Source organism: Candidatus Electronema sp. JC, assembly GCF_048287365.2.
In the GTDB taxonomy this organism is placed as follows: domain Bacteria; phylum Desulfobacterota; class Desulfobulbia; order Desulfobulbales; family Desulfobulbaceae; genus Electronema.
The window spans coordinates 1-24,272 of the sequence record NZ_JBLWEM020000053.1 but is presented as its reverse complement, the minus strand read 5'-3'; the positions used below and the strand labels follow the sequence as shown (position 1 = coordinate 24,272).

The window sequence follows — 24,272 nt, the reverse complement described above, 5'->3', positions numbered from 1 at the left end:
CCTGTATCTTCATATCTACAACTCCAATATTCCTCAAAGAAACCTCGGTCATGTCACGCCGATGGAGGCTCTCAGCAAGTGGAGGAAAACTCATCCTGAATTGTTTAAAAAGCCGGAGTGTAATCATCCGGGTCTTGACACTGGAGGGATCCCATCAGGCAATCTACAGGGTACCCATCAGACACGTTAGTGGGTACCCATCAGTTACTCTCAAGGGTACCCACCAGAATGCCTGATGGGTACCCTCCAGTTGATCAGGCCATGAAACATCCTCTGCCGCCCCTTTCCCCATCCCGCCAAATCAGGTACACTGGGCGGCATGGACCTCATCACCACCCACATCAACGCCGATTTCGACGGCCTCGCCTCGATGATCGCGGCGCGGAAGCTCTATCCGGGCGCGGCCTTGGTCTTTGCCGGGGCTGCTGAACGGCGGCTGGGCGAGTACCTCTCCGCCGACCTCCGCCATCTCTACGACTTCAAGAAGCTGAAGGAGCTTGACCTGAGCGCGGTGCGCCGCCTGATCGTGGTGGACACGCGCCAGCCCGACCGCCTTGACCGGGTGCAGGAATGCCTGCTCAATCCCGGCTTGGAGATTCACCTCTACGACCACCACCCGGACGCGCCCGGCGACCTGCGCGGCACGGTCGAGGTGGTGGAGCTGCTCGGCTCGACCGCCGCCCTCTTCGCCCGGCTTTTGCAGGAAGGCGGCATCAGCCTCACGCCGGACGAGGCCACCCTGATGAGCATCGGCATTCATGAAGACACCGGCTCCTTCCTCTGCGCAGGCACCACGCCAGCTGATCTCCGCGCCGCCGCCTGGCTGATTGAGCAAGGGGCGAAGCTGGATCTGGTCAACCACTTTGTCAGCCGCGAGCTGTCTGCGGAGCAGGTCGCGCATCTCAGCCAGCTGCTGAAGAATTCGACCGTGTACACCATCAATGCCGTGGCAGTCACGGTCAGCCGACTCAATCTGCCGCACTACGCTGACGACTTCTCGGCCTTGGTGCGACGGATGATGGTGATGGAAAACCTTGATGCCGTCTTCGCCTTGGTCGGCATGGACGACCGCCTCTACCTCATCTGCCGCAGCCGCATCCCGGAAGTGAACGCCGGGGACGTGGCCCGCGCCTTCGGCGGCGGCGGCCATGCGGCGGCGGCTTCAGCAGTGATCAGCGACAAGACCATCTTCGAGGCCGAAGAGGAGCTGCTGCAACTGCTCTACCGCTGCGTGCGGCCCAAGGCTTTGGCAGGCGAAATCATGTCTTCGCCGGTGATCACCGTCCGCCCGGAAGTCAGTCTGCGCGAGGCCAGCGAGCTGCTCACGCGCTACAATCTGACTGTGCTGCCGGTGGTGCGCGACAACAGCGAGCGCAGACGGCCTAAGGGCCTGCTGGGGATGATCTCGCGCCGGATTGCGGAAAAGGGCATCGCCCACCAGCTCGGCAGCGCGCCGGTGAGCGACTACATGAGCACTGAGCTGGCAACGCTGACTGAGAGCGCGGGCCAGGCCGAAATTCAGGAGCTGATCATTGAGCGGCGGCAGCGGCTGGCACCGGTCATCCGTGAGGAGGACGGGGAGGAGTTTCTCTGCGGCGTAATCACCCGCACCGACCTGCTCAACCTGCTCGCCCACGATCCGGCCCGCCTGCCGCGCAGCCTGCTCCGCGAGGAGGAGCATCCTTCAGCGGAGCGCAGCCGCAACATCAGCCGCCTGATGGTTGAGACCTTGGGCCGGGAGATCATTCTTCTGCTGCGGGAGATCGGCGAGACCGCGCAGGGCATGGGAATGCGGGCCTACGCGGTCGGCGGCTTTGTCCGCGACCTGCTCCTGCAAACAAGGAACCTTGACATTGATGTGGTGATTGAGGGCGACGGCATCCTCTTTGCCCAAGCCTTTGCGGAACGCAGGCAGGGAACCGTGCGCACGCACGAGAAGTTCGCCACGGCCACGGTCATCCTGCCTGACGGCCAGCGGGTCGATGTGGCCACGGCCCGCCTTGAATACTATGCCGAACCGGCGGCCCTGCCTGTCGTTGAGAAAAGCTCGCTCAAGCTCGACCTCTTCCGCCGCGACTTCACGGTCAACGCCATGGCCGCGCATCTCAACCCGGACCGCTTCGGCCTGCTGGCAGACTACTTCAGCTCGCAGAATGACCTGAAAGAGCGGCAGCTCCGCGTCCTCCACAACCTCAGCTTTGTCGAAGATCCGACCCGCATCTTCCGGGCTGTGCGCTTCGAGCAGCGCCTTGATTTCCGCATCGCCCGCCATGCCGAGAAGCTGATCCGCAGCGCAGTGCAGATGCACCCGCCGGAGAAGTTCAGCGGCCTGCGCTTCTTCAACGAGATCAAGCTGCTGCTCTCCGAAGACAGCCCGCTCCCGGCCCTGCGGCGGCTGGAAGGCTTCGGCCTTTTCCCCCTGCTCTGGCCTGACCTGCGTCCGAACTTGAAGATCGACCGCCGCTTTGTTCACCTCATGACCCAGGCGGAGAAGGCCATTGCCTGGTTCCGCCTGCTCTATCTGCCGGAAAAGGACAAGCAGTGCGAGTGCTGGACGGTGCGCCTGCTCGCCCTGTTCAGCCGCTCGCGGGAATTAGAGCTGCGCCGCTTCTGCGACCGCTTTGAAGCACCGCCCCGCCTGCGCAGACTCCTGCTTGAGCGCAAGACGAAGAGCGAGCAGATTGCCGCAGAAATGCTCCGCCGCCCCTTCCTCAAGCCAAGCGAAACCTGTCGGCTGCTGCGCGAATTGGACAACGAGGGCCTGCTCTGTCTGATGGTGATTGCAAGGAAGAAGCACATTCAGCAGGCGGTCTCGCGCTACGTCACCAGCCTGCGCGATATCCGCCCGCTCATCAGCGGGCAGGATCTGCTGGAGCTGGGCCTTCAGCCTGGGCCGCGCTTCCGTCCCCTTCTCAATCAGGTCATCGAGGCCCAGCTCAACGGCGAAATCAGCAGCCGGGAAGAGGCCGTGGAGCTGGTGCGAAGAGTCTCTTGCCGCTGACAACGATCCGCTTATCCCGCAGTCAGCCCTTGTCGTGCAGTTCCTCCCTTGCTTTTTTCCTGCATTACAGGGCTTGGCAGGCGGCAATCATGCCAAATATCAATGGAGCATATCCGTATGAACGAACAGGAAAAAGCGCGGTACGCGGCCAAGGCTGCGGTGTTGAAGGCCCTTGCCCACCCAACCCGGCTGTGGATGGCCGAGCAGCTCACAGGCGGAGAAAAATGCGTCTGCGAGTTTGTCAAGGCGATGGATTTTGACTTCTCCACCATCTCCAAGCATCTTGCCGTGCTGAAACAGGCTGGCATCGTCGAGGACGAGAAGCGCGGCAAACAGGTCTTCTACCGGCTGAAGGTGCCCTGCGTGCTGCAATTCATGGACTGCGTGGAGGCGGTTTTGAAAACAAAAGGGACAGGGAATGTTGCTTGCAGCCCGCAGATGTCGATCAATCTGACAGCAGAGCAGCTTTGACAATGCATCATGAAAAAATGGCCTGTGCCATAGATGGTGATTCTGCGGGGGGCGAAAAAATCCGTCCCCGCAGAATATTATGAAAGGCCGGGAATCTTCAGGCCGCCGGTGAGCTTGGAGATTTCGCTGCGGCCCAGCTCAGAGGCCTTGCGCGCGCCGTCAGCCACAGCGGCCACGATCAGGTCTTGCAGCATCTCTGCGTCTTCCGGGCGGATGATCTCCTTTTCAATGGTCAGGCCGATCAGCTCGCCCTTGCCGTTCATCTTTGCAGTAACCATGCCGCCGCCCGCTGCACCAAGGACGCTCTTGGAAGCCAGATCCGACTGCACTGAGCCGATCTTCTCCTGAAACTCCTTGGCCTGCTTCATCATCTCGGACAAATTCATTTTCTCTCTCTTTTTTTGGGGTTACGCCTCATCGCTTTCGTCAGCCGCCTCTTCAGCTGCTGCCAGCGGTTTCCGGTACTGCGCTCCGATGCGGATGTCGCTGACTTGGCCGTTGAAAATCTCCGCCGCCATCAGCACCAGAGGATCGTTGGCCAGTGCCTGCCGCTCCTTGCGCACCGCGTCCGCGCCGCCGGATTCCGTCGGCAGGCCACAGGCTTTTGGCTCATCAAAGACAACGCGCAGGCTCTCCTGAAAAAAATCACTGGCCAGCGCGGTCAGCTCGGCTAACTGCTCTTTAATTTTGAGCGTGCTGCATTCCGCTGAATCATGGTAGCTGAGAATCAGCTTGCCGTTGTCCAGATTGGCCGAGGCTGCCTTGCTCAAGGCCGAAGCGATCCACGGCTTCTTGACCGATTTGATGAATTCCGGCCAGTCCTTGCGGATGTCGCGTCCGCCTGCCGCAGCTTTTTGCGCGGCCTGATGCTGCTCCGCCGGATGCGGCGGCTCTTCCGGCATGGGCGGAGCAGGCGGCGGTTCCGCTGGCAGTGCTGGCGCAGGTTCCGGCGGCTTGCTTTCAGCAGCTACAGTTTTTTTTTTCTCGTAGAGCGGGGCTGGCTCTGCTGCCTGCGGCAGCGGCGTTCCGGCGAGGATGCTGTCCAAGCGGCCCAGCAGCTCGGTCACTGGCACGACATCTTCCGCCTGTACCGCGCGGATGAAAGCCATCTCCACGGCAAAGCGGGGCCGCGACGACCACGCCGCCTTCTCCAAGCTGTCCATGAGCAGGTTGAAGAGCAGAAAAAGCGTTTGAGCCGAATGGCTGGCGGCAGTCTCTTGCAGCAGAGCCAGCTCGTCCGCAGGCAGGTCAAGGAGCTGGGCCGGATCCTTGCTCACCGCGCAGACCACGAGACTGCGGAACCAAGCCAGCAGCTCGTTGATGAAGCGTTTGAGGTCCATGCCGGAGCGTGTCACGGTCTCCAGCCGCTCCAAGGCAGCGGCGAGATCGTGGGCCAGCAGAGCCTTGGCAGTCCCGGCGATGACATCGCCGCCGACCATGCCCAGCACTTCAGCGGCATCAGCAGCCGTGACCTGCTCGCCGCAATACGAAAAGAGCTGATCGAGCAGGCTAAGGCCGTCGCGCACCGAACCGCCAGCGGCCCGCACCACCATGTTCAGGGCGGCTGGCTCCATCGTGATGCCTTCGCTTTCCGCCAGGCGGGCGAAATGCGCGGCCAGCTCTTTGCTCGCCACCCGTTTCAGCTCGTAGCGCTGGCAGCGGGAGAGGATCGTCACCGGCACTTTGTGCAGCTCAGTGGTGGCAAACATGAAATAGACGTGGCTGGGCGGCTCCTCCAAGGTCTTGAGCAGGGCATTGAAGGCCTCGGTGGTCAGCATGTGCACTTCGTCAATGATGATGATCTTGAAGCGCGACATGACCGGCATGAAGCGGATATTCTCTTTTAGTTCGCGGATTTCCTGAATGCCCCGGTTGGATGCGCCGTCAATCTCGTGCAAATCAACTGAGCTGCCAGCGGCGATCTCCTTGCAGGAGCGGCAGGCGCAGCACGGCTCTGGTGGCTGGCCGCTTTCGCAGTTGAGGGCCTTGGCCATGATGCGGGCCAAGGTGGTCTTGCCGGTGCCGCGCACGCCGCTGAAGATCAAGGCGTGCGGTACCCTGCTCCGCAGCAAGGCGTTCTGGAGGGTGCGGACAATGTGCTGCTGGCCGACGACTTGGGCGAAATTCTGAGGCCGGGATTTGCGGGCAAGGACGAGGTAGGACAAGGCGGTTCAGAGGATAGAAAAATTCTGATCAATAGACATCTCGCCGATGTCCTATCTTTAAAATGTGTATTTCCTTCTGCTCCCAGTTGACATCAAAAAGCACTCTGTAATTGCCCACACGCAGCCGATACTCTGCGACAGAGTGATTTTTCAGATGTTTTAATTGAGAAATATTAGGAAATTTATCAAGATCATCAATTCCTTCTTTGATGACAGGAAGCTGATCAGCAGCGATCTTTCTCAAATCTTTGAAGACGCTTTTCGCGTAGATGATCTTAAACATTCATCTGTTTCCACAGGTCTTCATGCGATATTGTCTCGCCAGATTTTATTTCTTCCCGTCGAGTTGTAACTTCTTTCTTTAATTGCTGATATTTTGACTTGTTCAGCAGCAGGCGAATAAAGTACGAAACCTTCTCCTTGTCTTCCTGATCAAGCCGTTCTATGATGCCTATCTCTGACAGAGCCATATTTTTTCTCCTAATATCAAGTGAACTGCCAAGGTTCTATTGAATTTACGCTGCTAACCAAGACTTTCCTTGTCAGGGCGAGTCAGTCCGCATTCTTCCCACACGTATTTGAAAAATGGCATAAGAATTAATCGAGGAGGCGTGTCGTAGTTGTCAATTGTTATTTTCTTGATGAGGTGTTCATCAACAATATTTCCTTCAAACCAATAACTATTACGTCCTGAATTTATTTTCATTTTAAAATCTTTGACATTGTCAACACCAGCAATTAATTTCAGAGGGAGAGTTATCTGAAGTTTTTCACGCGCAAACTTCAGATAACTATCGAGTGTATTAACAAAGATATCCTCAAAAAAATCGCTTGGAAAGTATCCTGACGGAGAAAGTTGATCTCTGTTGAGAGTATCCAGTGTGAAACAATCAACCCCCCAAATTTCCCCTGTTTTAAATAGCTGAGATAGCCATCTAACTGTTTTAGAGCGTCTTATCAGGTCTGCTTCATTTTCATATACCTGCTTTTTTTCTATGGAAAATGAAAATGATCCATACTTATTCCTGCAATATTGGAGATATCCATCTCTGTTGTTCATTGGTTGCAAGCTGGCAGTCTTAATTAATTCTAATGCTTGTGTGTTTGTTTCAATCGAGGTCAGCGGTTTATTTGGAATGAGGTGAAGGAACATCCTTGGAACATCAGGTATCGAAATGCGCTTGTTGTTGAAACTGAATGTCTCGCCCTTCTCCCAGAATGCTGATGGGCTAAACGTTGCGAGTTGACCGACGAACGCATTTGCATCCTCTAATGGCATTTGATTAAAGACAAGAGCGAGCGCATATTCCAACTTCTTGGCGAGTTCATCTTTGACTTTCTTCTTTTGCTCCGGCCCGTCTGTTTCGGAAAGATGATAGGTGATTGGGTGGCGCATATGTCGTATGTCAAACGGCATGTTCTCCGGCGCAGGATTCCAAAACGCCTTATTGACAACAGAAACGATGCGATCGTGTCCAAGAGATTTCAAAGCCCATCCGTATTCAATCAGCACGTTCGGATTGGGCAATAGACGATCAGAAGAAGATTTCCCGACAATAGTCAAATCAGGAACGAACACCGCAGCGTTGGATATTTTCTCCAGAATCGTCTGAACAATAGGAGGACTGCCGGGAACGTCCTGCGTGTCTTTGTCAAGCTCCACGCTGTCTTCATCACGCATTGCCGAAAGAACATCTTCATTGCGGTTCAGTTGCCGAATGGCTTTTTTGAGTGCATCCTCAATGAAATTGCGATTGACTGATTTGTCTGAATCGCTCTGCCACGAGTAGAAGATTGTTGCGGGCATATTGAAAACCTTTAATCAGTAACGTCAATTCAAGAGAGCGAAGCACTCCCCTAACTCACGCAGGGATAAAAAAATTAAACCTCTGCCAAGTTGCCGAGCTGTCTCGCTCCACCGGCTTATCCTTCTTCTTCGGCCTGCTGCGTCCAGCTCGCCGCCCGCTGTTGCCAGTTCAGCAATCTTGCTCCTCATCCCCGTCACCGAAATCACAGCCTCCTGATTTTTTCCATCCGCCGCCCGATATTAAAAATCGGCGGGCGTAAGTTTTCCTGCGCGACGCAGATTCTTTCCTGCGGGCCTCTGATTTTTTATCGCAAGGCCACGATTCCTTGCTTCCAGCGCCTGCGATTAAAAATCAACAGCCTGCAACTTTAACGCAAGCCTCTGCGATAAAACATCAGCCTCGTGATTTTTTCCTGCAAGAGCGAGATAAATACCATACGCTCTTGCTCTCTGGCTCCTTACGCCTCCAGTCTGACCATCGCCGCGAGAATGCCGACAATCTTGCCCGGATTGGCTATATGATATTCCGGCAGGTCAATGTATGCCGCGCCATTCTCATATTTCAAGAATTTCCAAGCATTCCCCGTTGTCACCGCGCCGTAGGCCTTTGGCAGAGGCCGTCCTTCCTGCGCATTGAAAATCTGCGCCGCAAACATCTCGGCGATGCACTGGCCTAAACCGCCGCCTATGTATTCATTCTTCGCCGCAACAATGGCGACAAGCGGCGCATTCAGATAATACTGCTCCGGCGACTTGCTGATGACAAAATCACAAAAGCCATTCAGCTCCTTCTGCTTGTCAATATCGAGATTGACCCCGGAAAATAAACTGATCTGATCATCCATCAGCCGCCGCACGTCCAGCAGAACATTGGCAATAATCAGCTCGGAACGTATCTTCTCCGTGCCGACAGCCAAAGCCACAGGAACGTTGTATTTCAGTGTTGCCGACAGATATTCACTGATGGAAATCTCCGGGACAGAAGCGAATAAATCCTGATCTTCCACCACCTTTATGCCAAGCTGCTCTTTGGCTTTCTTCAAGGTGAAATCGCTGTAGGGCATAATCAAACCTCAGACTCCATCTTGCACGGACGACTTTGCAGCAGCGGATTGCTGATCATACCGACCCAGTTCATAATTTCCTCCGGCGCATTTTACTGTTGTAGCTGCGTCAGCAGCAAGCCGACCAAGAGGGCCAGCTTGTCTTTCAGCCAAATCCAGACCGCTGCCAGACCGCTTGGCTCTTCATCCACCGCCTTGCCGTCCAAGCGGTCGCGCAGGCGGCTGGCCCGTTTTTCCGGGGCCGGGTGACTGGAGAGAAAATGATGGCTGGCTCCCAGCGCGGCCAGCTTGCGCAGGGCCATGACCGCCGCCTCGCCGTCCTGCCCCCGGCTTTGGATGAAGGCCAGACCGTAGTCGTCGGCCTCGCGCTCCTCCTGCTGGGAGAACTGGGCGTTGAGCAGGACTTCGGCAAAATCGCCCAAAGCCGAGCGGGCCAGCTCGCCCGCCGTGCCGTCCTGCTGCGCGGCCACGCCTTTGCGCACCGCGCTGGCCGCGTAGGCGAGCATCAGCTTCTTGCGGATGTGCTTGCGGGCGACATGGCCCATCTCATGGCCGATGACAAAGAGCAGCTCCTGATCGTCCATCATCTCCATCAGGCCGCTGTAGAGACGGATGGAGCCGTCCGCCATGGCAAAGGCATTGATCTCGTCGGTCAGGTAAATCTGCACATCATAGCTTTGGCCGTCCGCCCGCAGCGGGCCGTTGAGCAACGCGGCCAGCCGCTTGACTTCGGGACTGTCCAGCGGCGCGAGCTGATTCGCGCTGTCCGCCTGCTCGGCGGCCTGACTGGCGTAGAGCCGCACCTGCTCGTCGCTGAGGGTGGCGGCGGTCACTGCGTCCAGACCAGCCTCCACTACCAGCCGGGTGTCAATGTTCTCGCAGCCGACGAAGGTCAGGAGCAGAAGCAGGGGCAGAAGAAAAGACTTCATCACGGCATGGAAAAAATAAAAAAAAGACAGCCGGGCACTCCTGCAACACATAAGACGGGTCGCTGCCGCTGCTTCCTTCCGGATCTGACGGGGTTCACGATTTCTTATTGTGCAGGACCCGGCTGTCAAACTTGGGGTCGCTTATCAAATTGGCGGAGAGGGTGAGATTCGAACTCACGGCACTTGCGTGCACACGCGTTCCAGGCGTGCACCTTAAGCCACTCGGTCACCTCTCCTGAGCTGTGAAAAGCAACAGTCGGGACAAAGCTGCTCTCACCTTCCGCAGCCGCCTTGCGGCAACGCTGCTTGCACATCTATTTAAACCGAGTTCAATTTTTTAACAAGCTAAAAATAGCGTCGCGGTTCTTTTTGCGCCGCCGCCGGAAAAATTCCCGGAGAATGCCGCCGCACTCCTCGGCCCGCACCCCGCCGGTGACGCTGAAGCGGTGGTTCAGGCAGCCGTCGCCGCCGATGCGGTACACCGATTGAATGCCGCCGCTTTTCGGATCCGCCGCGCCGAAGACGATCCGGCTGACGCGGGCGAGGAGCAGCGCCGAGGCGCACATCGGACACGGCTCCAGCGTCACGTAGAGGGTGGAGCCGGGCAGGCGGTAGTTGCCGACTTTCTCCGCCGCCGCCCGCAGCGCGCGGATTTCCGCATGGCCGGTGGGATCATTGGCGGCGATGCAGCAGTTGCCCGTTCCGGCCAGCAGCCTGCCCTCCGGGCTGACGATGACCGCGCCCACTGGCACTTCATCAAGCGCGGCGGCCTGGGCGGCGTAGGCCAAGGCCAGCCGCATCAGGCTGCGGTCCTGCTTCTGCTCTGCGGCGCACGGCGCCTCCAGAGCGGAAGCAGGAAGGATTTTCTCCGCTATCGCTTCCTCTTTGCCGCCGCCTGAGGTATCATTACGACTGAATTGGCCTATCATCCCAAATGAACATGGCCGTCTGTCGGCCCGACATCAAGCAAAAACAAGGAGGAGAGTTGATGGAAACCGCGCAGAACTATGGCGATGCCTACTCGCCGGACGACATCGCCCGCAAGGTTGAAAGCATGGGGGTGCGGAAGGCCAATGCCGACACCCTCACCTTGCTGGTGCTGGCCATGCTGGCCGGGGCCTTCATCGCCCTTGGCTCGCTCTTTTTCACCGTGGTGGTCACGGACTCCCGCCTCGGCTTCGGCCCGACCCGCCTGCTCGGCGGCCTGAGCTTCAGCCTCGGCCTGGTGCTGGTGGTGGTGGGCGGCGCCGAGCTGTTCACCGGCAACAACCTGCTGACCATGGCTTGGGCCAGCGGTCAGATCCGCGCGAGCAGCGTGCTGCGGAACTGGACGCTTTCGTACATTGGCAATGTGGTCGGCGCGCTGGCCACGGTGGTGCTGGTGGTTTTGGCCGGGGTCGCTGACATCAACGATGGCGCGGTGGGCGCAACAGCGGTGCAGATCGCCGCCGCCAAATCCAATCTGACCCTCTGCGAGGCCTTCCTGCGCGGCATGTTCTGCAACGCGCTGGTCTGTCTCGCTGTCTGGCTGGCCATGGGCGGTCGCAGCGTGATGGACAAAATTATGGCCATCTTTCTGCCGGTCTCCGCCTTTGTCGCCATCGGCTTCGAGCATTCCATCGCCAACTGGTTCTTCCTGCCCTACGGCCTGATTCTCGACAACAACAGTCTGGTCTCCTGCTTCGGCTCGGTCACCAACATCATCATGTCCACCGCCGGCAACATCATCGGCGGCGCGGTGCAGGTCGGCGCGATTTATTGGGTCGCCTATCTGCGCAAAACCAGAAGGCCCGCCTGACTCCTCCCCCGGCTGGCCGCTGCGGCCAGCCGGTTCTCCCGCCTCAGAGCGTCACGGTCTTCTTCGCCACCGAATAGCGTTTGTCGTTCACCCCGTCTTTGGGAATGTTGAAGCCGTCCAGAGCCTTGGGCGGGAAAAGCAGATAAATGACCTCCGCCTCCACCTCGCTGATCTCCGGGCTGTAGATCGGATAGCTGAGGCGGCGGGTCTCGCCGGTCTTCAGCCGGGTGTCAAAGGCCAGACTTTCCGCCTCCCACGTCGGCACGCCGACCCGCTCGCCCGCCCGGAAGGCCCGGAAAAAGACCGCCTGCTTGTCCTCTTTGAGCGGATCCTCCTTGAAATTCTCCCAGATCACCGCGCCGCCCTTGTCCTTGGCCCGCACTTTGACAAAGGCCATCCGCATCGGGTTGGTGGAGGGGAAGGTGTGCTCGGTGGTGTTTTTCACCTCGACCACCACGGAACGCTCCTTGCCTGCGGTCTCAATCCGCACGTCCAGCGCCGCCGCCTTTTGCAGCATGTCTAAATCATGGCCGCCCGGCATCCGGTGCGAAATGTGCGTTTTGGCCGCCGAACCGACCGCTGGCGGGCCGTCGGCCTGCGGCATGTGGCAGGTCACGCAGTTGCCTGTTCCCTCCTCGGTCATGGCGCAGACCGGCACCTCATGCGGGTTGACATACTGGCTGTGGCAGCCCATGCAGGCTTTGCCGTCAGCGAAAAGCGGCGACTGCCCGGCGGGATGCGGTGCCTTGCCGCTGGCCAGACGGCTGGTGTGGTAGGCACCGTCCTTGTTCAGCTGATACTGATCAAAGCTCTTGCCCTTGCTGACCGCCTCGATGCGGTGGCAGAAGGCGCAGCCGACTCCGTCCGTCTGCGTCCAGTTGCCGCTGTCCGGCTCAGCCTCGCCGCTCATCAGCTCCTTCAGATTGTCAGACATCGGCGCATGGCAGTTGGCACAGTGGTAATTCGGCTTTTTGCCCTGATCCGTTAGGAACTTGCTGAAGGCCTGATGCACCGCCTTATGCGCGGAGTCCTCATGCACCGAGGACTTGGCGTGGTAGGACTCCTGCCATTCTTTGTAAATTTCCGGGTGGCAGGCGGCGCACTGCTCGGACTTCTCCAGCGGCGCGGCACCTTCGGGCATTTGATGAGCCTGAGCGGCGGCGGAGAGGCTGATGAGCAGGACTGCTGCTGCGGGCGCGAGGACTCTGGGCTTCATTGCTGCGTTCTCCTTTGAATTTGAAAAATATCTGTTGCTGCTGCAAGAACGGAAATGTGCCGGAATTGTACTGCGGTCAGATGGAAAAGCAAGCGGGAAGCGCGGTCGCCGTCAATGTTTCATCCGCTTTTTGAGGTCGAGGACAGGAGTGCCGTTGATGATGTCCAGACCGGAGACTTCCAGCCTGCGACCGTCCACGGCCAGCACCTTCAGCTCGGAAACCGCGATGGGATTGGGCCGCATCGGGCTGCGGGTGGCGAACACGCCATGCAGGCCTTTGGTTTTGTCGCCGCGCGGATAGACCTTGAGCGTGCTGCGGTCGGCGAGGTGGAGCCAGAACAGGGCGGTGACAGTCTGCCCGGCGGCGATGCCAGCCAGCCCGTCTTGGTATTCGGGGAAAATTTCCAGCACGCCGCCGCGCTCAGATTGATCGTAAAAGGCGGGCGCGTCCTCCGGGCGGAGGATGTCGCAATGAACCACGCCGATGAAACGGACTTCAGCCTGCTGCATGAATGTGACCTCTCTGAAATGGGGTTGAAGGCTGCGGACGGACTTCACTCCTCCCCGCCTGCCGCCGCGCGCAGGCATTCCCGGTTCAGCCGGGCGATGCTGCGGATGGAGATGCCTTTCGGGCAGATTTGTTCGCATTCGCGGTGATTGCCACAGCCGCCGAAGCCTTCCTTGTCCATTGCCGCGACCATCGCCAGAGCGCGGCGTGCGCGCTCCGCCTGGCCTTGCGGCAGCAGGGCGAGCTGAGAAATCTTCGCCGAGACAAAGAGCATGGCCGCCGCGTTCGGGCAGGCTGCGACGCAGGCGCCGCAGCCGATGCAGGCCGCCGCGTCCATCGCCTGCTCGGCAATATTCTGCGGCACCGGCAGGGTGTTGGCCTCCGGCGCGGAGCCGGTGTTGACCGAGACAAAGCCGCCTGCCTGGATGATCCGGTCAAAGGCGGAGCGGTCAACGACCAAATCTTTCACAACCGGGAAGGCTCTCGCCCGCAGCGGCTCCACCGTGATGGTCTGGCCGTCCTTGAAATGGCGCAGGTGCAGCTGGCAGAGCGTGCCGCCGCGTTCCGGCCCGTGCGGCAGGCCGTCGATCACAGCCCCGCAAGCGCCGCAGATGCCTTCGCGGCAGTCGCTGTCAAAGGCCACCGGCTCGCGGCCTTCCCGCGTCAGCTGGGCGTTGAGGACATCGAGCAGCTCCGGGAAGGACATGTCCGGGCTGAGGCCATGCAGACGGCAAATCTCAAATGCGCCCGCACGGTCAGGCCCAGCCTGCCGCCAGACCTTGATGGTGAGGGAAAGCAGTTGTGTCATGAACACTAAACGCTGCTGGTTTGCGCAAGAGGTCTGCCCGGTTCAGCCTGGCGGCCAGTTCAGGTCGCGTCCGCCGAGAATGTGCATGTGGATGTGAAACACGGTCTGCCCGGCCTGCGCCCCGTTGTTGAAGACCACCCGGAAGTCCTCGATGCCTTCCTTCTTCGCGGTCTCGCTGCCGATGCGCAGCATCCTGCCGATCAGTCGCTCGTCTTCGGCGGTCACGGCGGCAGGCCCGCTGATGTGCTTCTTGGGAATGACAAGAAAATGCAGCGGCGCGGCGGGACTGATGTCCCGGAACGCCAGCAGCTCCTCGTCCTCATAGAGCTTGGCCGCAGGAATCTCCCCTCGGACGATCTTGCAAAAAATGCAGTTGTCAGCCATACGCGTTCTCCTGAAAAAGATTAAAAAAAATGAGCGGGCGGCTCTCAGGGCCTCTTTCCGGCCACAGGCCGCAGCCGCAGGGTCACCGCGCCGTCCTCAGCCCGGATGTCGAGCGGCTCCATGCGCAGATGCACTTTGGCGGAGCCGATCTCGCTGTTGATCGGCATGAAGTTGCGCAGCGGCACCTCGTACTGCTTGCTCAGACTGTTGAGCAGGGCCAGCAGCGGCTCATCCGCGTCGCCGTTGCCCTGAGCCGAACGCTGAAAGCGGGGCGTGAGCAGCAGCTGCTGCTTGGCCGAATCGAAGCGCACAGTCAGCTCGCAGACTGTCGGCAGACTCAGGCTGCCGAGCCGGATTTGGATGCTCTGCCCGCCGACATCGGCGTTCATGCTCATGTTGCGGCCTGAGAGCAGGCCGCTGACGATGATCCGCCCTTTGTCCACAGTCAGGCTGCTGATGGAGTCAACCGTGACGCTGCCTTGGAGCTGCTGGCCCGCGCGGTGTTCAAGCGGCAGGGGCAGCAGGCTGCTCAGGGTCTGAAACAGGGCGGATTCCGGCAGCGCAACCGTCACCGGCAGTGCTTTCAGCTTGTTCGCAGACTTGGCCTGCGGCGGATGTTTCGCCGCTCTGGCGGCAGGCCCCGGCGCGGCGGCGGCAAGGGCGGGAAAGCTGACAAGGCAGAGCAGGACGGCGGAGCGGAGCAAGCGGGTCATGGCGGCGCAGTGTTGAAGAGTGCAGGGACGAGCGGCCCTTTCAGCAGGGCCTGCGTATAGTAATACGTTTTGCGCGAATCGCAACTGACCAGACAGCGATGAGCAAAAAAATTCCAATCTGCGAGCGCAGGTCGCGCCCGCTGCGGCTGCGGTGGAGATGCCATTCCGCCAGCAGCACCTCGCTGTGATTGAGGAAGCGGCCCCGCCCGGAGAGCGTGCCGTCATCCTGCGCGGGCAGGCTGCCGAAAGGAACGATCAGCCGGATCGTCTCGCCGGAATAAGCGACGATGCTCTGTTCCTCGGCCTGATACGGCCTGCGGTCGAATTCAATCCAGCTGCCGCTGCGGTTTTTGGCCAGCAGGGTGGCGGCAAAGTGATTGTCCGCCGCCAGCGGGCCGCTGAACAGGGCGCAAGGCAAGAGCAGATAGACCAGCAGAAGCAGAAAGCTCGCTCCCTGCCGCTCTTTGCTGCGGATGAAATGGATTTCCCGCTGCCGGTCCAGCCAAGCTGCGGCAGGAAAGAGCAGCAGGCCCAGCAGCGCAAGCAGACGGGACGGCAGCTCTTCCGGCCAGAACAGAGCGAAGTTAGTCAGCTGCCAAGAAAAAGGCGCGAAGAGCAGGCTGCCGTTGCCCCATTTGATTTCCAGCGGATCGAGCAGCAGATGAAGCAGGCAGTTCCACGCCAGCAGGAGGAAGATGCGGCGGCTCTGCGCGGCTTGCAGACTGAGGGCGGCGGCCAGCAGCAGGCTGAAGAAGAGGCTGGACTGAATGACCGCATAGAGGCGCAGGCCGACTGGATCGGCCCAGCCCAAGGCCAGCGCGGCCCGCTGAAAAATCCAAGGCAGATCAGGCAGCAGGCAGCCGAGGCCGATCCAACGGGCATCCGCATCCCGGAACAGGGCTTTGCTGGCGATGATCTGCACGCCGAAATGGGCGAGGGTGTCAGGCATGGCGGATTTTCGCACATCGCCGGGCCGCCGTCAAGCCCTTCCCGATTTCATCGCTTGACCATCTGCTGAAATTTCCATAGACTGGCCCCGACTTGCTTTTCCAATCCCCTTTTTCAGGAGCCGCTATGACGTTGCTGCAAGCCTTTGTCCTTGGCCTTGTCCAAGGCCTGACCGAGTTCATCCCTGTGTCCAGCTCCGGCCATTTAGTGCTGGTGCCGCATCTGCTCGGCTGGCATTTCCCAAAAGAACAGGCTTTTGTCTTTGATGTGCTGGTGCAGATGGGCACTTTGGTGGCCGTGCTGGTTTATTACCGGCAGGATTTGACCGCGATCACGACAGCCTTCCTGCGCGGCCTGGCCCGGCGGCAGCCTTTTGCCGAGGCAGATGCCCGCATGGGCTGGTGGCTGATTCTTGCCACCCTGCCTGCGGTGGTCATCGGCCTGCTCTGCAAGGATCTGGTCGAGCAGGCCTTTGCCAGCCCGAAAATGACCGGCGTGTTTCTGCTCTGCACTGCCGGGCTGCTGCTTATTGCCGAGCTGACGGGCCGCCGCAGCCGCACGCTGAAGGAGATCGGCTGGAAAGACAGCCTCTGGATCGGCTTTTCGCAGGCGCTGGCTCTGCTGCCCGGCGTGTCCCGCTCCGGCGCGACCTTAGCAGGCGGCATGACCCGGCATCTCGACCGGCCCTCAGCCGCCCGCTTCTCCTTCCTGATGTCCGTGCCGGTGATGATCGGGGCCGGGGTGCTGGCGGTCAAGGATCTCCTCGGCCTGCACAATGTCAGCGAGTTCCTGCCGCCGCTGCTGGTCGGCTTCCTTACCGCGATGATCTCCGGCTACATCGCCATCCGCTGGCTGATCAGCTACCTGAGCAGGCATTCCCTCCATGTTTTCGCCGGATACTGCGCTGTGCTGGGACTGGCGATACTCTTCCTCCTCTGACCGCTCAGAGGACAGGCAGCCTGCGCGGCGGAATGGCGACCTTGACCGGTTCGACCCGGTTGCGGCCATTGTTTTTGGCCAAATAGAGATTGCGGTCCGCCGCCTCGAACAGACTTTCATAGTCGGGAAGAAATGACGTGCAGGCCACGCCGAGGGTGATCGTGACCACCGGCATGACCTCGGAGCTGGCGTGGGGAATGGCGAGATCCTGCACCGCCTTGCGGGCCGCCTCGGCGATGTCCGCCGCCGCGTGCAGATCGGTGCGCGGCAGGACGATCACAAACTCCTCGCCGCCGTAGCGGGCCACGCAGTCGCTGCTGCGGCGGGCCTGAAGCCGCAGCGAGTCAGCGATTTTGCGCAGGCAGTCGTCGCCGGACTTGTGGCCGTACGTGTCGTTGTAGCGTTTGAAATAATCGACATCGCAAACAATCAGCGACAGAGGCGTGTTTGGGCTTTTGACGGCCCGATGCAGCTCATTGTCGAGCAGCTCGTCAAAGTAGCGGCGGTTGAAGAGGCCGGTCAGCTCATCCACCGCCGCGCACTGCTCAGCAGCCGAAAGCCGGGTTTCCCGGTTGAGCATCCAGAGCAGGCCAATTTCGATCAGCACAAAAGCGGCCGCAGCCTGCATGATGTTGACGAAAAAGTTGAAGGCGGCGTGACCGACCTGCTCAGAGACATTTTCCCATATCAGCATGAAGCCTGCCGGAGCGGTGAGCAGCGTGTCTTCCTGCGCGTCCGGCAGCGGAAAGTAATACACCGAATAATAGATGTTGTCCTGATGCACCATCTCGATCCGGTCCAGTTTGTAATCGCTGCGGACAAAAATTTTCGGCAGAATCTGCCGCAGCAAATTCATGGATTCCGGCGAGCTGACTGCCTCCACATAATGATTCGCCTCCGGATGCTGCTCAAAATATGATTTTGTCTGCGGATTCCACATCCGGCTTCTGACATAGTCTTTGTGCAGCAGAACGGCGGCTTCAACCCGGAACAGTTTGGAATAGAGCGGCACGATCTGCCGGAATGAGGTGCTGATGTCAAGCGCGCCGACATAGACCTTTTCCTTGCTCGCCGGGTCCACAGCCCAGACCGGTGACACTCCGTGCAGCCAAGTGTAGCTTTGCATGTTGTCGGAAAGCAGCTGCGGCCTGTCCTCGACCGAACCAAATTGATACGTTTTTCTCAGCGTTCCGCCCTGCCCCTCTTTCCCGTTTTCGTTCTGCGGACGCAGCGGGACAGCCGCGCTCCGCTCCTGCAGAAGAGCTTGACGCACATTGCTGTTGCTGCTGATCAGGCTGGACATTTGCAGCATGCTGCTGTAGACCATCTTCAAATTGAGCTTGAACTCCTCCTCGTGCCGCTCCGCCTTTTGCAGCAGGGTGGCGAAGAGGGTTTCTTGCAGCGATATGAAGCTCATGGCGAGAAACGCCGTGTCAACAGCGAGGACAATCAGGCTGAGGCAGATGATCAGCTTCTTGTTTTTTTGGACGGTCCTCTTGATGGACAGCCGCATGTTCAGCTTGTCTTGCCGACAGCGGCAGTGCAGAGCCGCCAGATGCACGATGCGTGAGATCATTCCGCTCCGGTCCAGATGAAGGGCTGACGGCGCAGGATAAGCCGTCAAAGAGTACAATAAATTGTACTCCCCTTCTTATACCCACTTTTTTTATGAATTTCAAGAAGGTTTCTGCGAAGAAAATCAGCGGCGCAAGCGGCGGGTCGGTCAGATCAAGGCCAGAAGTCTTTGGGAAAATGGCAAAAAACTGCTTGAATTCATTACTGATGCCATCCATCAGAAGCAGCTGCCGGGGACGGGCGGCACTGTCAGCTCTGCCGCAGATGCACCTGCCTGAGCAGCTCCGCTGGATATTGCCTGCTGATGCGGCGGACCGCCGCGCTGATCTGCTCAGCCGGAGCCGCCGTCAGCACTTTTTCCACGCCGTCGGCGTGATTCGTCAGCACCAAGCAGCGGTCGCGCAGGGCAAAAGCGTGACTCCAGTCAACTTCAATTATGTCAAGCTGCTCCTGAACTGGCGGCGGCAGCGGCTGGCCAGCGGCTGCGGCTTGAAAGGCATCCCGCTCCGTGGTCTCCAGCACCCAGGCATCGCCGTCTTGAGTGCTGAAAAAGATGAACACACCCAGCGTCCGGCAGATTTCCTGCCGCTGCTGGACAGCGCGCTGAAGTTTCGCCACTTCTCCGAGCAGCGAAATTTTTTCCTGCCGGACCGGCGCGGCCGGCAGACCGGCCTGCACCAGCGGCAGGCAGCAGTGCTTGTATTTTTTTCCTGACCGGCAGGGGCAGATCTGGTTGCGGCTGATTTTGCTCATAAGCACGGCGAAAAGAAAGGCAGGCCGCCGCCGGAGAGGCAGCGGCGTATTTTTTCATCATCCTGTAAAGCTGGGCGGCTGTCAAAGGAAAAATAGCCGCGACTTGCTCATCATTCACCACCGCTGACTTCAGCCGCCATTTCCAGCGCATCCGCCGCCGCCTGCCGGACTTCCTGGTTTTTGTCCTTCTGCGCTTTTTTAATCAAAGCGACCGCCTCCGCGCCGCCGATCTGGCCCAGCGCATAGACAGCCATATTCCTCACTTCGGCGTTTTTATCCTCCAACGCCTTTCCCAGCGCCGCAACAGCTCTGCGGTCATCCAAACCGCTCAGAACTTCGGCGGTCAGCAGCCTCACGCCGCTGTCCTCATCATGCAGAAGCATTTCCGCAAGCTGGCTGACACCGCCGCCGTCCTCCAAATCAGCAAGCATCCCAACCGCCTCCTCGCGCAAGGCCGGATCGTCGCTTTTCATCAGCTCGGCAAGAGATTCCGGCTCTGCTCCGTCATGCTCCTCAGACGGAGGAGGAGACATCGCCTGGCGTTCCGGCGTGATTTTTGGCTGGGAAGGAGCGGCGGCAACCGTGCCGCCGGGGCGGAAAATCTCCTGCTGCTGTCCCTCGGCCCTGCCGCCGGCAGGCGCATTTTTGGCGTACAGCAGAGCCTTTTTCATCCGCTTCGGGCCATAGAGGAAAACGCTGTTGAAATCTTGAGTCAGCCGCCGCAGGGCATCTTCCAGCTCGGTGCGGCTGAAATCAGCGGAAACCGTCTGCTCCGCTCCGCCTTGAACAACAATCTCCACCTCAGCCTGACTTGCGATCTGCTGCAAAATTTCCCGCAGCGGCATGTTCCGGGCCTTCATGGTCAGCAGGCCATCCTCAACCGTCACCAGCCCTGCGCTCCACGCCGGAGCGGCGGCCAAAAGCAGCGCGGCAATCCGCAGGGCTGTCTTTGTCATCATCTGATTTCTCCTTTTCATTACGAGCAGCGCGAATAGCCGCAGTCCCGGCAGACCTCGCAGCCTTCAGCAAAGACCAAGGTGCCGGGGCATTCCGGGCAGGATGAGGTGAAGCCCTTCTGCGTCCCGGCCATGAAGGATTTCAGCAGCCTGCCGAGCTGGGCGGGCAGGTCGAACATGTGGCCGCTGGAGCGGTCCAGCTGACGGATGATCTCCTCCATCGGAATCTGATAGCGCAGGGCGAGCGAGACCAGTCGGCAGGTGGTGGTCCACATGGTTGACTTATCCTTCAGATCCAGCCGGTTGTCAAATGGAAATTTGGCGAAGACCTCCATCGGGTTTTCTGTCTCATCAAAGCAGACAATGATGTAGACCGCATTGCCGTCCGCGTCTTTGAGCCGGTAGCGCTTGGCATCCAGCACGTCGGGCAGCTCTTTTTTCTGCACATCGCCCTGCGTGGAAACCACGGCGGTCTGCTGCTGTTTGGCCGCCGAAGCGGCGGTGCTGAGAACCTGGCCGTCCCGCGAGCCGTCGCGATAGACGGTCAGGCCCTTGCAGCCCAGCTCGAAACCGAGCAGATAGGACTCGCGCACATCCTCCTTGCTGGCCGACGAAGGCAGATTGATGGTCTTGCTGATTGAGGAGTCCACGCCGCTGGCTTGGAGCGCACCCTGCATTTTGATGTGATCCGCCGGGCTGATGTCCTGCGCGGCAAGGAAGATGCGCTGCCATTTCTCCGGGATTTCCGCATGGCCGAGCACTGTGCCGCTCTGGGCCACTTTTTTCATCACAGCTTCGGAGAAAAAGCCTTCGCGCTTGGCCGCAGCCTCAAAATGCTTGTTGACCATCAGAAAACGGTCGCCATCCATGACGTTTTTTTCAGTAACAACAGAGAAATATGGCTCGCAGCCGGAGGAGCAGTCCGCAATCATCGAGACCGTGCCGGTGGGCTGAATGGAAGTCAGGGCCGCGTTGCGCCGGGCCGGATAGTGATTGTGTTGCGGATCCCAAGCCGGGAACGGCCCTTTCAGCCCGGCCAGCTCAATGGAGGCAGCCTCGGCCTCGTCGCGGATGAACTGCATGATTTTAGCCGATTCCGCCCGCCCCGCCTCGTCGCCGTAGGACAGCTCCAGCTGGATGAGCATATCGTGCATTCCCATGATGCCAAGGCCGATTTTTCGGGTCTTGCGGGTCATCTCGGCAATCTCCGGGATCGGGAAGCGGTTGCAGTCAATCACGTTGTCGAGGAAGCGCACCGCTGTCCGCACCGTCTGCGTTAAGCGGGGATAATCCACTGCGCCGCTTTTGACGTACTGACCGAGGTTGATCGAGCCTAAATTGCAGGATTCATAAGGCAAAAGCCATTGCTCGCCGCAGGGGTTCGTCGCCTCGAAGTCACCAAGCTGCGGGGTGGCGTTGGCGCGGTTGGCCGCGTCAATGAACAAAACGCCCGGCTCGCCGTTGTGCCAAGCCAATTCAACAATTTTATCAAAGACCTTGGCCGCGTTCATCCGGCAGACCACCTTGCGGTTGGAAGGATCGATCAGGTCGTATTCCTGATTATTTTTGGCCGCTTCCATGAACTTGTCGGTGATCGCCACCGAGAAGTTGAAATTAGTGAATTTGCTCTGATCCTGTTTGGCACTGATAAAATCCATGATGTCAGGATGATCCACCCGCAGGATGCCCATGTTGGCGCCGCGCCGCTTGCCGCCCTGCTTGATGGTCTCGGTGGCCGCGTCAAACACAGCGGCAAAACTGAGCGGCCCGGAAGCCACGCCCTGCGTCGAGCGCACCGCCGAATTTTTGGGCCGCAGCCGGGAGAAGGAATAGCCGGTGCCGCCGCCGGTCTTGTGCACCAGCGCGCCGTTGCGGATGGAGGTGAAAATGCCGTCCATCGAGTCGTCCACCGGCAGGACAAAGCAGGCCGAGAGCTGGCCGAGATCAGTGCCCGCGTTCATCAGACAGGGCGAGTTGGGCAGAAAATCGAGATGATAAATCAGGCGGAAGAACTGCTCGCGCAGGGCCTCATAGTCCTCCAGCCCCCGGTCGGGCGCGGCCACCGCGTCCGCCACCCGGCGGCAGAGCGATTCCCAGTTCTCCAGCACATTGCCTTGGCCGTCTTTGAGGTAGTAACGGCGGGTCAAAACGGTCTCGGCGGTCTCGGTCAGGGACTGTTTCGCGACAGTCCTGGTCATCTCTTTTCCCATCTCTTCCTTCCTTTTTAAGCAGTGAGTCGGCGCCTGTCCCTCAGGCGGCTGTGCAATCTTATAACACAACATGTTGTGCAGACTCAAGCTGAAAACATGCTACCGGTTGTATTTTTGCTTAAAACAGAGAAAACGTCTGTTTTCGATGCGTTCAGAAATGAGGGGCTTTTGTCAACCGGCGCGAGTGAAAAAAATGCCGCATTCGCTTCTTCGCGCAAATCCGGGCTGAAAACGCCGCCAAGGGGGCCGCAGGCCAAAAAATGCTGTTGACAGGCCGCCGCCTCTGTGAAATGATGGCAGGTAAGGAGATTGCTTGCAATTTCCCGGCGGCCCGGCCTGCCTTTCTTCCGGCTGCCGTGCCGGTTTTTCTTCCTGTTCAATTTTATCTGCCAGGCAAAAAATTATGCGTTGCAAGAAATGCGGCTACATCTCTTTTGATCAGATGGAAACATGCGGAGGATGCAAAAAGAATATCGCCAAAGATGCGAAAGAGTTGTCAGGAGTTGTATTTAAAAGCGAATCGCCTGATTTTTTATGGTTCAAAAATCCGGAAGAAGAGCATGAGGATAAAATCAAAGAAGAAAATTCTGCTTCCGAAGAAGAATCTGGTGGCGTGGATTTTGGCATCGACGCAGATGATCAAGTAAGTGACGGCAATGATACTGAATTTTCCATTGACACCGTTGACAGCGGTCTGGATATATCCTCTGAGCAGCCGCAGGAAATAGAATTCGACTTGTCCGCAGACAGCAGTACTGATGAAGAACCGGAACCGGAAGAGCATAAAGAAGAAATTGCGTTTGATCTTCCAGAAATGGAAGAGGCGGTTTCTGCTCCACAAACGGAAAATCTCCGGCAGGAGAAAGGCGTGGAGCTGCCTGCGGAGACCTCCGACGACGCAGGCGGGCTGGATGACTTAGGTTTGGATTTTGATCTTGACGACAGCACCGCCGCTGCGCCAGCCAAGCCGGAGAAAACGGTCAAGCCTGCGAAAAAGGAATCGTCGCTGGATTTGGATCTGGGCGGACTTGATCTTGACGGGCTGATGCCGCCTGCGGCGGAAAAAGAGTCGAACGTTGACTTTTCCTTCAGCGGGCTGGGCGACTTGAGCTTAGAAAGTGCTCCAGAGCAAGTGCCGAGCAAAAAGACGGCAGGCGGCAAAAGCAAGCGCGCGGATGACACGCTTCCCGACTTGGCAATAGAGGGGCTGGGTGACTTTGACCCGCCCATTCTGCCGCCAACAGCCAATGTGGCAGAGAAAAAATTGCGGCCTGCGTCCAAAACCGGCACAGCCTTGGATGAATTTGATATTGATCTCGGAGATCTGCTCGGCGGCGGAAAAAAATAAACACAAAAGGATTGACAGGCACGGCAGAATTGCGGTATATTATTTATCGTTTTTGACAGCAGTCAATGCCGAGATAGCTCAGCTGGTAGAGCAACGGACTGAAAATCCGTGTGTCCCTGGTTCGATTCCTGGTCTCGGCACCATAAAGTAGTCTATTCGCTTCCGCGATTGTCCGATAAAGCCCCCTAACATTAACAATTTAGCGGGCTTTTCTTGCGTTTTCGTCCAAAAAAGTGCGTTGACTTCCGCTGCATGAAGCGGGTATAGCTGCGGGTATAAGGTATGAAAAACAACCTGCCTGCGTACCCGCACCCGCTCTCCCGGAATCCGCATCATGTCAAAACTCACCGCTGTTCAAATCCGTCAAGACAAGCCCTACCTAATGTACAACTCTTTATACAGCAACCAGCCCATCCAGATCAAGCGGAGGGAGATCGCAGGATAAGTTAAGGAAAACACAGACAGTATGCGCCAAAATTTTTCTAATCAAACGGTGTTGAAAATGCCAAAAATCAGGTAAAGGTGAACCATAAGTGATCAGTCAAGTACCACCGGCAAAGCCGGTGGCTTGAGATTCTGAACCGCTCAAAGCGGTTAAACAACTTGAGCTGCCTGAAGGCAGCCGCTATTCAAACAGGTTGAGCTGCTCAAGACGCTGGTCTTCCTTCTCCTGAGCTTG

24 protein-coding genes, 2 tRNA genes, 1 other RNA gene and 2 pseudogenes are annotated in these 24,272 nt (G+C 58.5%); 8 read left to right on the top strand and 21 right to left on the bottom strand.

The window, feature by feature from the left end; all coding sequences use genetic code 11:
* The 3 genes and pseudogenes from ACNKH3_RS08640 to ACNKH3_RS08630 all read left to right on the top strand — a co-directional run.
* Positions 1 to 190 (top strand): annotated as a pseudogene (locus ACNKH3_RS08640) (IS481 family transposase); the annotation flags it as partial.
* A gap of 129 nt (positions 191 to 319) precedes the next feature.
* Complete coding sequence (locus tag ACNKH3_RS08635; protein ID WP_420208933.1) at positions 320 to 3,001, top strand: CBS domain-containing protein; 2,682 nt, start codon at positions 320 to 322, stop codon at positions 2,999 to 3,001.
* 117 nt (positions 3,002 to 3,118) lie between these two features.
* Entirely contained in the window at positions 3,119 to 3,472 is a 354-nt protein-coding gene (locus tag ACNKH3_RS08630; protein WP_417915747.1) for an ArsR/SmtB family transcription factor, read from the top strand.
* A gap of 77 nt (positions 3,473 to 3,549) precedes the next feature.
* Here the strand turns inward: ACNKH3_RS08630 and ACNKH3_RS08625 are convergent, their stop codons facing one another.
* The 10 genes from ACNKH3_RS08625 to tadA form a co-directional block, all read right to left on the bottom strand.
* Entirely contained in the window at positions 3,550 to 3,858 is a 309-nt protein-coding gene (locus ACNKH3_RS08625; RefSeq protein ID WP_417915746.1) for a YbaB/EbfC family nucleoid-associated protein, read from the bottom strand.
* Positions 3,859 to 3,879: 21 nt separating this feature from the next.
* On the bottom strand, positions 3,880 to 5,637 hold the full coding sequence (gene dnaX, locus ACNKH3_RS08620; protein WP_417915745.1) for a DNA polymerase III subunit gamma/tau: 1,758 nt from the start codon (positions 5,635 to 5,637) through the stop codon (positions 3,880 to 3,882).
* Positions 5,638 to 5,665: 28 nt separating this feature from the next.
* Positions 5,666 to 5,920: a type II toxin-antitoxin system RelE family toxin gene (locus tag ACNKH3_RS08615; RefSeq protein WP_417915744.1), complete on the bottom strand. Its 255-nt coding sequence runs from the start codon at positions 5,918 to 5,920 to the stop codon at positions 5,666 to 5,668.
* A complete protein-coding gene (locus ACNKH3_RS08610) occupies positions 5,913 to 6,107 on the bottom strand; it encodes a hypothetical protein (protein WP_420208932.1) in 195 nt (64 codons plus the stop codon). The genes ACNKH3_RS08615 and ACNKH3_RS08610 overlap by 8 nt, the downstream gene beginning before the upstream one ends.
* Positions 6,108 to 6,160: 53 nt before the next feature.
* Positions 6,161 to 7,444, bottom strand: coding sequence for a hypothetical protein (locus ACNKH3_RS08605; RefSeq protein ID WP_420208931.1), 1,284 nt, complete (start codon positions 7,442 to 7,444; stop codon positions 6,161 to 6,163).
* A 458-nt stretch (positions 7,445 to 7,902) separates the two neighbouring features.
* Positions 7,903 to 8,508 (bottom strand): hypothetical protein, encoded by a 606-nt coding sequence (locus tag ACNKH3_RS08600; RefSeq protein ID WP_420208930.1) that lies wholly within the window; start codon positions 8,506 to 8,508, stop codon positions 7,903 to 7,905.
* A 92-nt stretch (positions 8,509 to 8,600) separates the two neighbouring features.
* Positions 8,601 to 9,437, bottom strand: coding sequence for a M48 family metalloprotease (locus tag ACNKH3_RS08595; protein ID WP_420208929.1), 837 nt, complete (start codon positions 9,435 to 9,437; stop codon positions 8,601 to 8,603).
* Positions 9,438 to 9,462: 25 nt separating this feature from the next.
* An RNA gene (ffs, locus tag ACNKH3_RS08590) (signal recognition particle sRNA small type) lies at positions 9,463 to 9,561 on the bottom strand.
* 26 nt (positions 9,562 to 9,587) lie between these two features.
* A tRNA-Ser gene (locus ACNKH3_RS08585) sits at positions 9,588 to 9,673 on the bottom strand.
* A 93-nt stretch (positions 9,674 to 9,766) separates the two neighbouring features.
* A complete protein-coding gene (tadA, locus tag ACNKH3_RS08580) occupies positions 9,767 to 10,282 on the bottom strand; it encodes a tRNA adenosine(34) deaminase TadA (protein WP_420208934.1) in 516 nt (171 codons plus the stop codon).
* A 143-nt stretch (positions 10,283 to 10,425) separates the two neighbouring features.
* Between tadA and ACNKH3_RS08575 the strand changes: the two genes are divergently transcribed.
* Positions 10,426 to 11,235, top strand: a complete 810-nt coding sequence (locus tag ACNKH3_RS08575) for a formate/nitrite transporter family protein (RefSeq protein ID WP_420208928.1) — start codon at positions 10,426 to 10,428, stop codon at positions 11,233 to 11,235.
* A gap of 43 nt (positions 11,236 to 11,278) precedes the next feature.
* Here the strand turns inward: ACNKH3_RS08575 and ACNKH3_RS08570 are convergent, their stop codons facing one another.
* The 6 genes from ACNKH3_RS08570 to ACNKH3_RS08545 all read right to left on the bottom strand — a co-directional run bounded on the left by ACNKH3_RS08570 (position 11,279) and on the right by ACNKH3_RS08545 (position 15,813).
* On the bottom strand, positions 11,279 to 12,451 hold the full coding sequence (locus ACNKH3_RS08570) for a multiheme c-type cytochrome (protein WP_420208927.1): 1,173 nt from the start codon (positions 12,449 to 12,451) through the stop codon (positions 11,279 to 11,281).
* A 111-nt stretch (positions 12,452 to 12,562) separates the two neighbouring features.
* Entirely contained in the window at positions 12,563 to 12,961 is a 399-nt protein-coding gene (tsaA, locus tag ACNKH3_RS08565) for a tRNA (N6-threonylcarbamoyladenosine(37)-N6)-methyltransferase TrmO (protein ID WP_420208926.1), read from the bottom strand.
* A gap of 44 nt (positions 12,962 to 13,005) precedes the next feature.
* A complete protein-coding gene (locus ACNKH3_RS08560) occupies positions 13,006 to 13,767 on the bottom strand; it encodes a succinate dehydrogenase/fumarate reductase iron-sulfur subunit (protein WP_420208925.1) in 762 nt (253 codons plus the stop codon).
* Between the two features lie 42 nt (positions 13,768 to 13,809).
* On the bottom strand, positions 13,810 to 14,151 hold the full coding sequence (locus ACNKH3_RS08555) for a histidine triad nucleotide-binding protein (protein ID WP_417916528.1): 342 nt from the start codon (positions 14,149 to 14,151) through the stop codon (positions 13,810 to 13,812).
* 44 nt (positions 14,152 to 14,195) lie between these two features.
* Complete coding sequence (locus ACNKH3_RS08550; RefSeq protein ID WP_417916527.1) at positions 14,196 to 14,864, bottom strand: hypothetical protein; 669 nt, start codon at positions 14,862 to 14,864, stop codon at positions 14,196 to 14,198.
* Between the two features lie 40 nt (positions 14,865 to 14,904).
* Entirely contained in the window at positions 14,905 to 15,813 is a 909-nt protein-coding gene (locus ACNKH3_RS08545) for a hypothetical protein (RefSeq protein ID WP_417916526.1), read from the bottom strand.
* Between the two features lie 125 nt (positions 15,814 to 15,938).
* Between ACNKH3_RS08545 and uppP the strand changes: the two genes are divergently transcribed.
* Positions 15,939 to 16,751 (top strand): undecaprenyl-diphosphatase UppP, encoded by an 813-nt coding sequence (gene uppP / locus ACNKH3_RS08540; protein WP_420208924.1) that lies wholly within the window; start codon positions 15,939 to 15,941, stop codon positions 16,749 to 16,751.
* 4 nt (positions 16,752 to 16,755) lie between these two features.
* On the opposite strand, the gene ACNKH3_RS08535 is transcribed toward uppP, so the two are convergent.
* Entirely contained in the window at positions 16,756 to 18,327 is a 1,572-nt protein-coding gene (locus ACNKH3_RS08535) for a diguanylate cyclase (protein ID WP_420208923.1), read from the bottom strand.
* A gap of 61 nt (positions 18,328 to 18,388) precedes the next feature.
* Between ACNKH3_RS08535 and ACNKH3_RS08530 the strand changes: the two genes are divergently transcribed.
* A complete protein-coding gene (locus ACNKH3_RS08530; protein ID WP_420208922.1) occupies positions 18,389 to 18,604 on the top strand; it encodes a hypothetical protein in 216 nt (71 codons plus the stop codon).
* Here the strand turns inward: ACNKH3_RS08530 and ACNKH3_RS08525 are convergent.
* From ACNKH3_RS08525 to ACNKH3_RS08515, 3 genes are all read right to left on the bottom strand, one after another.
* The gene (locus ACNKH3_RS08525; RefSeq protein ID WP_417916968.1) at positions 18,576 to 19,079 is read right to left on the bottom strand and encodes an SEC-C domain-containing protein; all 504 of its coding nucleotides are present in this window, start codon (positions 19,077 to 19,079) and stop codon (positions 18,576 to 18,578) included. The two genes, ACNKH3_RS08530 and ACNKH3_RS08525, sit on opposite strands and share 29 nt — an antisense overlap.
* Before the next feature lie 110 nt (positions 19,080 to 19,189).
* Positions 19,190 to 20,038 (bottom strand): HEAT repeat domain-containing protein, encoded by an 849-nt coding sequence (locus ACNKH3_RS08520; RefSeq protein ID WP_417916967.1) that lies wholly within the window; start codon positions 20,036 to 20,038, stop codon positions 19,190 to 19,192.
* A gap of 17 nt (positions 20,039 to 20,055) precedes the next feature.
* Complete coding sequence (locus ACNKH3_RS08515; protein WP_420208921.1) at positions 20,056 to 22,233, bottom strand: adenosylcobalamin-dependent ribonucleoside-diphosphate reductase; 2,178 nt, start codon at positions 22,231 to 22,233, stop codon at positions 20,056 to 20,058.
* A 325-nt stretch (positions 22,234 to 22,558) separates the two neighbouring features.
* Between ACNKH3_RS08515 and ACNKH3_RS08510 the strand changes: the two genes are divergently transcribed.
* Together ACNKH3_RS08510 and ACNKH3_RS08505 are read left to right on the top strand one after the other, a co-directional pair.
* On the top strand, positions 22,559 to 23,593 hold the full coding sequence (locus ACNKH3_RS08510) for a hypothetical protein (RefSeq protein WP_420208920.1): 1,035 nt from the start codon (positions 22,559 to 22,561) through the stop codon (positions 23,591 to 23,593).
* Between the two features lie 67 nt (positions 23,594 to 23,660).
* Positions 23,661 to 23,736, top strand: a tRNA-Phe gene (locus ACNKH3_RS08505).
* A gap of 251 nt (positions 23,737 to 23,987) precedes the next feature.
* Here ACNKH3_RS08505 and ACNKH3_RS08500 read toward each other — a convergent pair.
* Positions 23,988 to 24,107 (bottom strand): annotated as a pseudogene (locus ACNKH3_RS08500) (IS982 family transposase); the annotation flags it as partial.
* Positions 24,108 to 24,272: the final 165 nt, after the last annotated feature.